Annotated in this window: 8 protein-coding genes; 6 read left to right on the plus strand and 2 right to left on the minus strand. The window is 42.3% G+C overall.

Annotated elements, in window-relative coordinates:
* The first annotated feature begins 58 nt into the window (after window positions 1–58).
* From ACYQ3L_RS07470 to ACYQ3L_RS07485, 4 genes are read left to right on the plus strand one after another with little or no spacing between them, the layout of a single operon-like run.
* The gene (locus ACYQ3L_RS07470; protein ID WP_379994096.1) at window positions 59–3,397 is read left to right on the plus strand and encodes a DUF5107 domain-containing protein; all 3,339 of its coding nucleotides are present in this window, start codon (window positions 59–61) and stop codon (window positions 3,395–3,397) included.
* A gap of 13 nt (window positions 3,398–3,410) precedes the next feature.
* Window positions 3,411–5,594 carry an alpha-galactosidase gene (locus ACYQ3L_RS07475; RefSeq protein WP_379994097.1) on the plus strand — a complete coding sequence of 728 codons (2,184 nt, stop codon included), beginning with the start codon at window positions 3,411–3,413 and terminating at the stop codon, window positions 5,592–5,594.
* A gap of 3 nt (window positions 5,595–5,597) precedes the next feature.
* Complete coding sequence (locus tag ACYQ3L_RS07480; RefSeq protein ID WP_459952371.1) at window positions 5,598–7,553, plus strand: glycoside hydrolase family 97 protein; 1,956 nt, start codon at window positions 5,598–5,600, stop codon at window positions 7,551–7,553.
* 27 nt (window positions 7,554–7,580) lie between these two features.
* Complete coding sequence (locus ACYQ3L_RS07485) at window positions 7,581–8,579, plus strand: aldose epimerase family protein (protein WP_379994101.1); 999 nt, start codon at window positions 7,581–7,583, stop codon at window positions 8,577–8,579.
* A 131-nt stretch (window positions 8,580–8,710) separates the two neighbouring features.
* Here ACYQ3L_RS07485 and trhA read toward each other — a convergent pair whose 3' ends face one another.
* Window positions 8,711–9,364 carry a PAQR family membrane homeostasis protein TrhA gene (gene trhA, locus ACYQ3L_RS07490; protein ID WP_379994103.1) on the minus strand — a complete coding sequence of 218 codons (654 nt, stop codon included), beginning with the start codon at window positions 9,362–9,364 and terminating at the stop codon, window positions 8,711–8,713.
* 302 nt (window positions 9,365–9,666) lie between these two features.
* On the opposite strand from trhA, the gene sufB reads away from it, so the two are divergent.
* Window positions 9,667–11,124 (plus strand): Fe-S cluster assembly protein SufB, encoded by a 1,458-nt coding sequence (gene sufB / locus ACYQ3L_RS07495; RefSeq protein WP_379994104.1) that lies wholly within the window; start codon window positions 9,667–9,669, stop codon window positions 11,122–11,124.
* A 226-nt stretch (window positions 11,125–11,350) separates the two neighbouring features.
* Complete coding sequence (gene kdsB, locus ACYQ3L_RS07500) at window positions 11,351–12,103, plus strand: 3-deoxy-manno-octulosonate cytidylyltransferase (protein ID WP_379994105.1); 753 nt, start codon at window positions 11,351–11,353, stop codon at window positions 12,101–12,103.
* A gap of 1 nt (window position 12,104) precedes the next feature.
* Here the strand turns inward: kdsB and ACYQ3L_RS07505 are convergent, their stop codons facing one another.
* On the minus strand, window positions 12,105–13,004 hold the full coding sequence (locus ACYQ3L_RS07505; protein ID WP_379994106.1) for an SMP-30/gluconolactonase/LRE family protein: 900 nt from the start codon (window positions 13,002–13,004) through the stop codon (window positions 12,105–12,107).
* Window positions 13,005–13,048: the final 44 nt, after the last annotated feature.

Here is a 13,048-nt window from a genome sequence, read left to right on the forward strand (position 1 = left end):
CGGTACAGGGGATTGAATGCTAAAATGAATCTATAATAATATAAAACTGTATTAAGAAATGGAAGAAATTACAAGCTATCTTATTCAGTCTACAATTGATGAAAAAGGAGTTGTTAAAGCATGGGCGGAAGATATTATGCTTCCTACATATGAGATAGGAGAAGAAGAGAAGAACCCTATGTTTCTCGAAAAAAGAGTCTATCAGGGTAGTTCGGGAGTCGTATATCCTTATCCTGTGGTCGAAAAAGTATCTGATGAGAAAAAAGATAAACAATATAAGGCTCTGTTTATCGAGAATGAATTTCTCAAAGTGATGATATTGCCTGAACTTGGAGGACGTATTCACATGGCTTACGACAAGGTAAAGCGACGTCACTTTGTTTATTATAATCAGGTTGTCAAGCCGGCTTTGGTTGGTCTTACTGGTCCCTGGATTTCGGGAGGAATCGAATTTAACTGGCCTCAGCACCATCGGCCGAGTACGTTTCTACCAACAGATCACCTTATAGAAGAAAGTGCCGACGGAAGCGTTACCGTATGGTGTAACGAGGTTGAACGCATGTTCCGTACAAAAGGCATGCAGGGCTTTACCCTTTATCCGGGAAAAGCATATATTGAAATCAACGTGAAAGTATATAACAGAACAGCTTTCCCTCAGACTTTTCTTTGGTGGGCAAATCCGGCTGTTGTAGTAAATGACGGTTATCATTCTGTATTTCCTGCAGATGTGCATGCGGTATTCGATCATGGTAAACGTGCCGTATCCAATTTCCCGATAGCAACAGGGGAGTATTACAAGCAGGACTATTCCGCGGGAGTGGATATTTCCAAATATAAAAATGTACCTGTTCCTACATCCTATATGGCGATTCAGTCGAAATTCGACTTCGTAGGAGGTTATGAAGAAGATGTAAAAGGTGGACTGTTGCATGTTGCCAATCACAATGTATCACCAGGAAAAAAGCAATGGACATGGGGTAACGGGGACTTCGGGCAGGCATGGGACAGAAATCTGACTGATGAAGACGGGCCGTATATCGAGCTGATGACAGGCGTTTATACCGATAACCAGCCCGACTTTGCATGGCTGCAACCGAATGAAGAAAAGTCATGGGTACAATATTTTATGCCTTATGCGGAAGTTGGCTATGTTAAGAACGCTAATAAGGATGCGATAGCTAATATCGAAATCAAAGACGGTAAGGCTAAAATAATTATTTATACAACATCAGAATTCAAAAACCTCCGTGTGCTGTTAAGGGATAAAGAAGGAGAGGTATTTATTGATGAACAAGCTAATACTTCCCCGTCAGAATATTATATAAAAGAACTGTTTGTAGGTAATATACTTCCGGAAAACCTTATATTCGAACTATATACATCAGAAGGTAGAGAATTACTGACCTATCAGGCGGATAAACCTGAAATTAAACCAATCCCCGATCCTGCAAAAGCAGCAAAAAGGCCTAAGGATATTGCATCTATCGAGCAGTTATACCTTACAGGGCTTCATCTGGAACAGTACCGTCATGCAACGTACAATCCTTTTGATTACTATATGGAAGCATTGAACCGTGAACCCGGGGATATTCGTTGCAACAATGCTATGGGATTATTGATGATACGGAGAGGGCAGTTTGCCAATGCGGAACCATTCTTGCGTAAAGCAATAGAAACTCAGACAGAGCGTAACCCGAATCCGTATGATGGGGAGCCTCATTACAATTTAGGTTGGTGTTTGCATATGCAAGGTAAAAAAGACGAAGCATACAAAGCATTCTTTAAAGCGACATGGAATGCCGCATGGCAGGATTCAGGCTATTATGCACTGGCCAGGATAGATGCGGAAAGAGGTTTATACGAAGATGCTTTGGACCGGATCGACCGTAGTCTGGTAAGGAACTGGCATAACCATAAAGCCCGTCAGTTGAAAACTTCGATTCTCAGAAAACTGGAACGTAAAGATGAAGCTATGGCTTTGATAGGAGAATCATTGAAAATAGATAAATTCAATATGGGCTGCCGTTTCGAAAAGTACCTGTTGACAAATGATTTAAATGATTTGAATGAACTTAGAACCTTAATGCGCGGGGCACCCCATCCTTATATAGAATATGCCCTCGATTTTGCAGGAGCAGGCATGTATGACGAGGCGGGCCAATTGCTGTCGTATGTTGTTACCGGTGAGGATAATGTTTATCCGATGGTGTATTATACATTAGGTTATTTTGCTTCCCAATCAGGTGATAGAGCCAAAGCGAAAGAATATTATGTGAAAGCAGCGGGGATGAATCCGGACAAGTGTTTCCCTAACCGTATAGAGGAAGTAAATATCCTTCAGGATGCGATGAAGATAAATCCTTCGGATGCTTTAGCGCCATACTATCTGGGTAACTTCTGGTATGCTTTCCGTCAATATGACGAAGCAAAAGAGTGTTGGGAGAAATCTATGCAACTGAATGATAAATTTCCGACAGTATTGCGTAACCTGGCATTGGCGTATTACAACAAATACGACAGAAAGCAGGAGGCGAGGGAATTACTGGAAAGAGCGTTTGCTTCAGACCCGTCAGACTCACGTATGTTGATGGAACTGGATCAGCTATACAAGAAAATGGGAGTTTCACATAAAGAGCGTCTTGCCCTGTTAGATAAATATCCGGCACTTGTAGCCGAACGTGACGACCTGTGTATAGAACGCATCACCTTGTATAATCACTTGGGCAGATATGCAGAAGCAAAAGACCTGATTGCATCCCGCAAATTCCATCCGTGGGAAGGCGGCGAAGGCAAAATTACCAAACAATATACGGTTTGCCGTATCGAACTGGCCAAACAGGCTATCAACAGTAAGAAGTATGACGAAGCGGTAACACTTCTTCACGAGATAGATTCTTTTCCTCACAATCTCGGAGAAGGAAAACTGACGACTGCCGAAGAAAACGATATAGATTATTATAAAGGTATTGCTTACCGTGGATTGGGTAATGAGGAAAAAGCTATATTTTTCCTCCGGAAAGCGACAGTTGGTATAGCTGAACCGCAACAGGCATTTTATTATAACGATCAGCAACCGGATAAGATATTCTATCAGGGACTGGCTTGGCTGGCACTAGGCGACACGGACAAAGCCCGCGGACGTTTTCACAAGCTGATCGATCATGGAGAGAAACATCTGTTTGATAATTGCCAAATCGATTATTTTGCTGTATCATTGCCCGATCTTGCCATATGGGAGGACGACCTGAATACACGGAATAAGATACATTGTTACTATGTTATGGGATTAGGAAACCTTGGACTTGGCAACCTGGATAAAACAAAAGAATATCTGGGTAAGGTAGTACAATTGGACGTAAATCATATCGATAGCCAGTTAATATTAAGCAGTATATAACTTATAATAGAATATGATGAATTTAAAAAAGATAATGTTTATATTGAACATATTCCTGTTTACGACAGGGATATACGCGAACGATTTTGTCCCGCTGACGACAGATAATGTATGTTTATTGCTAAAAGTGAATGACCGTAACAAACTGGAACAGGTTTATTTTGGAAAGAAGATCAGTCAGATAAGTGAACTGGAAACTCTTGCTCCGGGAAATTTCAGCGCTTACTCTACCTTCGGAACAAATCATGTATTTGAAGCCGCATTGAGAGTTACGCATGCTGATGGTAATACCTCCACTGAACTGTCCTATGTGTCTTCAAAAGTTGAAAATAAATCCGGTAATATTATCCATACTATTATCTCCATGAAAGATGATTATTATGGCCTTTATGTAGATTTACACTATAATGCTTATCAGAAAGAAGATATTATTGAACAATGGACAGAGATAAAGAATAACGAAAATAAGAGTATTATGCTGGCAAATTTTGCGTCTTCCGATCTGTCTTTCTTTTCGCAGAAGTATTATATAAGCCAGTTCCACGGTGATTGGTCGGAAGAGATGAATATATCGGAAGACGAATTATCTGCGGGAATTAAAGTAATTGACTCCAAGCTTGGTGTACGGACAAACCAATATACACATCCATGCTTCCTGTTGGCGTTGGACAAACCGGCAGAGGAACAGAGTGGGGAAGTGATTGGAGGAACGTTGGCCTGGCCGGGTAATTTCCAGTTCAGTTTTGAAGTAGACAATGCAAAAAAACTGCGTATCCTGTCAGGGGCCAATCCTTATGCTTCTACTTATACACTGGAGAAAGGGCAGGTGTTTAAAACTCCGGCACTGCTCTATACCTACAGCAATGAGGGTACCGGGAAGATATCCCGCAATTTTCATCGCTGGGCAAGGCAATATGGTATAAAGAACGGCAATAAGGAAAGAAGTATTTTACTCAATAACTGGGAAGCTACATATTTTGATTTTGATGAGGCTAAACTGACTCAGATTATAGATGATGCCTCAAAAATGGGTTTTGAACTATTCCTCCTTGATGATGGCTGGTTCGGGAATAAATATCCCAGAAATGGGGACAATGCCGGTCTTGGCGACTGGCAGACAAATAAGAAGAAGTTACCGAGGGGAATACCATATCTTATAGAAGAGTGTAAAAAAAGAAACCTGAAGTTTGGGATATGGATAGAGCCCGAAATGGTAAATCCCAACAGTGAATTGTATGAAAAACACCCTGACTGGGTTATTGCGCAGCCACACAGGGAGAGAACGCTCCAGCGTAACCAGCTGATACTCGATATGAGCAATCCCGCAGTGAAGGATTTTGTATTCAATACTATAGATAATATATTGCAAGACAATCCGGGAATCGATTATGTAAAATGGGATTGCAACCGTTTTGTCCATAATCCGGGTTCATCGTATCTGTTTGCAGGTAAACAGTCTCATCTGTGGATTGACTATACCCGCGCGCTACTGGAAGTAATGGAAAAAGTAAGTGCTAAATATCCGGATGTAACATTTATGGCATGTTCGGGCGGCGGCGGCCGTATCGACTATGGATCGATGAGGTATTTTGATGAATATTGGATCAGTGACAACAATGATCCGTTGCAACGTATATTCACTCAATGGGGAACACAATATTTCTTCCCGGCTATAGGCCTTGCCAGTCATGTGGCAGTATCCCCCAATCATATATCGGGGCGAAGTACCCCTCTTAAATTCCGTTTCGATGTAGCTATGTCTGCAAAATTAGGAATGGATTTACAGCCGGTACAGATGACCGAAGACGAAAAAGCTTTTTCCAGAAATGCGATAGAAACATATAAGAAAATCAGGAAGACGGTATTAATGGGAGATCTTTATCGTATATTGTCGCCATATAAGGGCAACCGCACTGCATATATGTATGTGTCGGAAGATAAAGATGAAGCTATCCTGTTCAATTTCCTTGTAAGGAAAGAAGTCAAATCGAATCAACAAACTATTCTTTTACAGGGTCTTGACCCCAATAAGAAATATATCATAAAGGAAGTGAATAAAGACCCTGACGACTGGTCAAGGGTATCGGCGTATGAAGGTAAGGTGTTCAGTGGCGAATACCTGATGACTGCCGGAATGACTTTTGGAATGTATAATGAATATGAAAGCGTAGTACTTCAGTTAAATAGCGTAGAATAACAAATGAAACATATATTGGCAATTTTATTATGTTTATCTCATTTATTTTCAGTTAACGTGTCTGGAATAGAGGTCGTATCGCCTGATTCACACCTGAAAGTAAAGATAGATATCAAAGATGCGATCACTTACCAGGTATTTTTCAAGGGGAAGGAGATCATCGCAACCTCTGACATTGGTTTTCAACTGCAGGGAGAAGATCTTATGAAAAATCCCCGCGTAAAGAATACAATAAGAAGTTCCGCAGATGAAACTATACAACCTCTGTATGGAAAATTTAAGTCGTTGCAAGAGAAATATAATGAAGTAAGGCTTGATTTTCAGAAAGGGTATTCTTTAATATTCAGAGCTTACAATGAAGGTGTGGCATACCGTTTTGCAGCCGGACTGGATAAAGAGATGATTGTCAGTAATGAAATATTCAATGTCAATATTCTTAATGATCCGGCTGTTATATATCCCGAAACAGACAATTATACTGCATGGGAGTTGATGTATGTCGACTATGCGTCCCAATCGTCTATCAGAGACGGGAAAAAAGCCATAACCCCGGTTCTCTTTTCTATGCCTGGCAATGTCAAGGTGGTAATTGCTGAATCGGATGTAAGGGATTATCCCGGCATGTATCTGAAAAAAGGCGAAAAAGGGTTTTATGCCGATTTTGCCCAATATCCTGATAGTACAGCTTTGGGTAGCTGGGGATTTGTTTCCGTCGTACAACGAACCCGGGATTATATCGCCAAGATCAAAGGTCGACGCGATCTGCCCTGGCGTGTAATGATCGTCACCGATAATGATAAAGACCTGTTGACAAACGAATTGATCTATAAACTTGCAACACCTCAGTCATTAACTGATGTTTCGTGGATAAAACCGGGAAAGGCCGCCTGGGAATGGTGGCACGATGCCCTGCTGCCCGGTGTGGATATCCCGTCGGGAATGGATAACCGGAATACAGTTCTATATAAGTATTATATAGATTTTGCAGCCGAAAATAATCTGGAATACCTGATGATAGATGCCGGCTGGTCCGATATCTTCGATTTGTCGAAAGTGAATCCGAAAGTAGATATTCGGGAGATTATCGATTATGGTAAAAAGAAAAATGTAGGTGTATTTCTTTGGTGTGTGGCAATGGCGTTGACTGATAAAGCTGATGAATATCTGAAAATGGTTCATGATTGGGGGGCTGTGGGTATTAAGGTGGATTTTTTTGATCGTGATGACCAGTTGGCGATGGAGTGGTATGAAACGATTGCCCGTAAAGCGGCAGAATACAAACTGATGGTAAACTTTCATGGATGCAGTAAACCTACCGGAATGCAACGCATGTACCCTAATATTGTGAACTATGAGGCAGTAAGAGGCGGTGAATGTTCCAAATGGGATTTGACCGCTAATCCGAAGCATCATGTGACAATACCTTTCACCCGGATGCTGGGAGGCGCGCTTGATTATACTCCGGGTGCATTACGGAATTGTTCTCCCCAGTTGTTCCGGCCTGTCGATCCGGGATTGCCCTCGGCTCAGGGCACACGTTGCCATGAGTTGTCGATGTTTGTGCTCTATGATCAGTATTTTGCGATGCTCTGCGATTCCCCCTCCGAATATCGTAAAGACCCTGTTATCCTGAAGTTCCTTTCCAAAGTTCCTGTGGTATTTGACAATACCAAGGTACTGGATGCTAAGGTCGGAGAATATGCCCTCGTTGCAAAACAAAAGGGGAAAGACTGGTATGTAGGAGGTATGACCGATTGGACGGCAAGGAGTTTTACGGTTGATTTCTCATTCTTGCCAAAAAACGGGAAATACATGGCAGAGATATATCGCGATGGTGACGATGCCAGTTTATGGGCTACACACTATATTTATGAAGAAAAAGAAGTGGATGCGAGTTCCATACAAACATTTGCCGTATCGGCTGGCGGAGGATTGGTAATGAGGATTTACAAGAAGTAAGAATGTGGTAATAGATGTATTATGATTATGGTAGCAAGACAAAAGCCAATTATAAATCAGGGTAAAGAGGTTAAGTTGTTTCGTATAACGAACTCTTCAGGGGCTTATGTTGAAGTAATGAATTATGGCGCTACAATTGTTTCGGTTGTCGTACCCGGCAAGGACGGCTTGTTAGGGAATGTTGTTTTGAAATATGATGATATCACGGATTATTTCACGGATGAGTTTTATATTGGATGCACTGTAGGACGTTATGCTAATCGTATATCAAAGGCTCGATTCCCATTGAACGGAAAGACATATCATGTAGATAAAAATGACGGTATGAATTCCAATCATGGGGGCTTTAATGGGCTGAATAAGAAAGTGTTTGACTGCAATATTATGGGAGATAAGGTTGAGTTTATCTCCGAAAGCAGTGATGGGGAAGGCGGTTTTCCCGGAAATCTCAGGTTATCCGTCATATATGCTTTTTCCGAAGATAATGAGTTGGATATAGTTTACAGGGCTGTTTCGGATAAGGCTACTCCTGTGAGTTTTACCAATCATAGTTACTTTAATCTGGATAGTACAGCAGAAGGAGATGTATCTGCCCATAAGTTACGAATAGATACAGGCAACATCCTCGAAATGGATAATACTTTTTTGCCTACAGGAAAGATTCTTGCTGTAGACGGCTCCGCCTTTGACTTTCGCCTGCCTGGTATTATAAGAGAAAAAATGAAAGCGAAGAACGACAACCTGAAAGGGTATAATGCTTTCTATATAAAGGAGAAAAGGGGTATGGTCGATCCTTTCGCTACTGTGAGTAGCCAAGTGTCGGGCCGGCAAATGGATGTATATACAACTATGCCCGGAATTATGCTCTATACAGGCGATTTCCTGTCGGGCAGGTTCATGCCGATGGGAGGGTTGTGCATCGAAGCTCAGTATTATCCGGATGGTGTAAATCATCCATATTTTGTTTCCAATATATTAAAACCATTTGAAGAACAAACAGATATGGTCAGGTATCATTTTCGGTAACAGGATGTTCCTTTCAATTCCCGGATGTGGATACATATTCCTTTCCGGGCGGATTATCCGGATCATATATGCCCTTCGCTCAGTTACGGGTAAATAAGACAAGCGTTTTTAACTGCAAAAAGGGATACTTTTTACAACAGGAGATAGACTGCAATCATATGGCAGGCGCTTCCTCCCAATACAAAGAAATGGAAAACAGTGTGCATGTATTTCTTCTTTGTCCAGGAATAAAACAGTGCGCCAACGATGTAGGAAACCCCTCCTGCTATAAGCAGATAAAAGGATTCGATGCGTCCGTCGGCAGATAATACGTCTGCCAGAGGTTTGAAAGCTACGAGTATGGCGCAACCCATTAATACAAAACAGATGGTTTCGAGGTTGCTATGGTCTTTTAGTCTGGCAAAGCTAAGTATCAGTCCGGCTATAGCAGCTAACCAGATGAAAATAAAAAGCGACCATCCCCATGCGCCCTCATTGCGCAGTACCAGGAGAGTGAATGGAACATATGTGCCGGCTATGTGCAGGTAGATAGCTGCATGGTCGCATTTGCGGAGCATACTTTTTCTTTTGCCGTGTTTACAGCCATGATACCATGTAGATGTGATGTATGATGCCATCATGCCGGAAAGGTAAATGATAACGCCGCCGATAGCCCACCCGCTACCGTTTTCGATGGCTGCGGCAAGGAGGATATATCCGCCGGTGATACCGAGCAGAATACCTATCGCATGTGACATGCTGTTGGCTATTTCTTCCTCTTTTGTATAGAATTTACTTCTCTCCACTTTGTCTTGGATTACAGAATACAAAAGTACGGATAAAGTTTCTAAGAAGTTGTCAGAATTATACCGGAATAAATAAAAATAAGTTTTTAATACCTTTGCCTGCCTGCTTTAATAATATTATACAAAAAACGGAGGAGTCCTTATAAAAATGAAAAAGGATAAACAAAAGCCTGTTATATCTGTTCTATGAGTGATGCAAAATATTTATATATGTATTTTAAGTGCGTGGAATATCGTATCTTTGCAAACTGAAAGAGCTAACAGCCCGATAGCCGGACTATGGGCTTAACAATAAATTACTCATGCAAGAAACTCAAGATAAGATTTTAGAAGATGTTACCTCCGGTGATTATAAATACGGATTTGTAACAGACATAGAAACAGAGGTTATTCCGGTAGGACTCAATGAGGACGTTGTCCGTCTGATTTCGGCAAAGAAGAACGAGCCCACATGGCTGCTAGAATTCCGCCTGAAAGCATACCGTCACTGGCTGACAATGGACATGCCTGATTGGGCACACCTGAATATTCCTCCGATAGATTACCAAAGCATCAGCTACTTTGCCGCGCCGAAAAAGAAAGACGGTCCGAAGAGCCTCGATGAGGTAGATCCCGAACTGTTGAAGACATTCGACAAACTGGGGGTTCCTCTTCACGAACGTGAAATACTCGCAGGTGTAACGGGTATGGCTGTAGATGCGGTAGTGGATAGTGTTTCTGTAAAAACCACATTCAAAGAAGTATTGGGCGAAAAAGGGATTATATTCTGCTCGTTCAGTGAAGCAGTGCAGGAACATCCCGAGCTGGTGAAGAAATACCTCGGGTCAGTAGTACCATATCGTGATAATTTTTTCGCGACACTCAATTCGGCCGTATTCAGCGACGGGTCGTTCGTGTATATTCCCAAAGGCGTCCGCTGCCCGATGGAGTTGTCGACATATTTCCGCATCAATGCTGCTAATACGGGCCAGTTTGAACGCACGCTGATTGTTGCCGACGATGATTCGTATGTGAGTTACCTCGAAGGCTGTACAGCACCTATGCGTGACGAAAACCAGCTACATGCGGCTATTGTGGAGATTATCGCTCTCGACCATGCCGAAGTGAAATACTCGACTGTGCAGAACTGGTATCCGGGCGATAAGGAAGGCAAAGGTGGTATTTACAACTTCGTTACTAAACGGGGTGTTTGTAAAGGCCGTGGTTCTAAGATATCGTGGACGCAGGTGGAAACCGGCTCGGCCGTAACATGGAAATATCCTTCATGTATCCTTGCGGGGGATGATTCCATCGGTGAGTTCTATTCGGTAGCCGTAACGAACAATTTTCAGCAGGCCGATACAGGAACGAAAATGATTCATATAGGTAAGAATACCCGGAGCCGTATCGTATCGAAAGGTATTTCGGCAGGGCAAAGCCAGAATTCGTATCGTGGACTGGTAAAGGTATCTCCGAAAGCGGAAGGCGCCCGTAACCACTCACAATGCGACAGCTTATTGCTGGGCGATAAATGCGGTGCCCATACATTCCCATACTCGGATATTGCCAATCCAAGCGCAATTATCGAGCATGAGGCTACAACGTCGAAGATCAGTGAAGACCAGATATTATACTGTAATCAACGAGGTATCGGGACAGAAGAAGCTGTCGGGCTGATTGTAAACGGATATGCAAAAGAAGTGATGCAAAACCTGCCTATGGAGTTTGCAGTAGAAGCCCAAAAGCTATTGCAGATAAGCCTGGAAGGCAGCGTGGGATAAACTGATATTATTCTACGGAATCTAAATATAAGAGACAGCTGATATGGCTGTCTTTTTTTTGTGGAGAATATTCTATGAAATGTATTTTTCAGGGATAACTTTATCTATACATACGGAATGCTGCTATTTTATCAAGAGGCAGTAAATAATATTTTACAGATTCTTATTGGTAATTAATAACAAGTTTATTTCTTAAATTTGTATATTATTATATGATAAATTCAATATGAAATTTATAGCTATTATTCCCGCGCGCTACGCCTCTACCCGCTTTCCGGGAAAACCTCTCGCCGATATGGGCGGGAAACCGATGATACAACGTGTCTACGAGCAGGTAAAGAAGGCTGTTGAAGATGTATGGGTGGCTACGGACGATTCGCGTATTTTCGAAACGGTGGAATCTTTCGGAGGCAAAGCCGTAATGACATCACCGGATCATAAAAGCGGTACGGACCGGATACAAGAGGCGTATGCTAAAATAGGCGGAGGGTTTGATGTGATAATCAATGTGCAAGGTGATGAGCCGTTTATTCAGCCCGGACAGATTGAAGCGCTTAAAAACTGCTTCGATAGTAAAGAGGTTGAACTGGCAACTTTGGTAAAACCATTTAAAAAGGAAGATGGTTTCGATGTGCTGTTTAATCCCAATTCGCCTAAAGTAGTTATAAATAAGATGGATGAAGCGATCTACTTCAGCCGTTCCATTGTTCCTTATATCCGGGACGTACATCATACCGAATGGCCGGGTAGGCATACTTTTTATAAGCACATTGGTATGTATGCTTACCGCTCCGATATTCTGAATGAAATAACCGGATTGCCCCAATCTTCATTAGAGAAAGCGGAATCGTTGGAGCAGCTTCGCTGGATAGAAAACGGATATCGCATTCGTGTGGGATATACAGATGTGGAGACCATCGGCATAGATACGCCGGAAGACATGGAGAAAGCGCTGGCTTTCCTTCATAACAGGGGATGAGCTATCTGACGCCCTTTACATTCATCCGCAAACTATATAAATACCGGGAGGCCGTAATAAAGAGGGTTTTCATATCCTTGCCTCCGAAACAGACGTTTGCTGTCCAGTTTGCTTCCACAGGAATATGTTCTATCTGTTTTCCTTCAGGGTTGAAGACTGTGACACCCTGCCCAGTCAGGTAAATATTCCCTTCTCTGTCTATGGTCATTCCATCCGAACCTAACGAAGTGAAGAGTTTCTTATTTGCAAGAGAACCATCGGGAAGGATGTCATAAACATATGTTTTATTTGCCCCGATATCAGCAATATATAATTGTTTCCCGTCAGGAGTGCCGATTATTCCGTTTGGCTTTTTCAAATCTGTGGCAACCTTTATTACACTGTCGCGATCGGGAGAAAGGAAATACACATATTCACCCTCCTGCTGCATTCCGGGGTTCCTGGTCCAGTAATCGCGCTTATACAGAGGATCGGTAAAATAGATGCCGCCGGCGGGGTGCACCCATAGGTCGTTCGGGCCATTTAGTTTATAACCATTGAAGTCAGCGACCAGAACCGTGTGATTGCCATTCATATCGATGCTCCATAATTCATTATCCATATCGGAGCACGAAAGCAGATTTCCGTTCCGGTCGAAATAAAGGCCATTTGCCCGTCCGGTATTTTCCATGAATGTGGATAGCCGGCCATCTGTCGACCATATTAGGATCTTGTCGTTTGGCTGGTCTGTGAAATATATATTTCCTTTTTTATCTACGGCAGGCCCTTCGGTAAAGCTGAAGCCATCGGCCAGTTTCTCTGCTTTTGCTTCAGGGGCAATGAGTGTCTTCGGCTTCTGGGCAAAGGCCGAAGAACCGAATGAAATGAGTAAGAGGAGAAGGACGGTTTTACTTGTTATCATACTTGGTAAATATTCTCAGATGCTGAAATGTAATATCTGTTGCA

It is taken from the genome of Dysgonomonas termitidis, from assembly GCF_054657735.1.

Bases quoted from the DNA above. Each gene is read 5' to 3' on its own strand.
- ACYQ3L_RS07470 (WP_379994096.1), top strand. From the start codon at position 59: ATGGAAGAAATTACAAGCTATCTTATTCAGTCTACAATTGATGAAAAA.
- ACYQ3L_RS07475 (WP_379994097.1), top strand. From the start codon at position 3,411: ATGATGAATTTAAAAAAGATAATGTTTATATTGAACATATTCCTGTTT.
- ACYQ3L_RS07480 (WP_459952371.1), top strand. From the start codon at position 5,598: ATGAAACATATATTGGCAATTTTATTATGTTTATCTCATTTATTTTCA.
- ACYQ3L_RS07485 (WP_379994101.1), top strand. From the start codon at position 7,581: ATGGTAGCAAGACAAAAGCCAATTATAAATCAGGGTAAAGAGGTTAAG.
- sufB (WP_379994104.1), top strand. From the start codon at position 9,667: ATGCAAGAAACTCAAGATAAGATTTTAGAAGATGTTACCTCCGGTGAT.
- kdsB (WP_379994105.1), top strand. From the start codon at position 11,351: ATGAAATTTATAGCTATTATTCCCGCGCGCTACGCCTCTACCCGCTTT.
- ACYQ3L_RS07505 (WP_379994106.1), bottom strand. From the start codon at position 13,004: ATGATAACAAGTAAAACCGTCCTTCTCCTCTTACTCATTTCATTCGGT.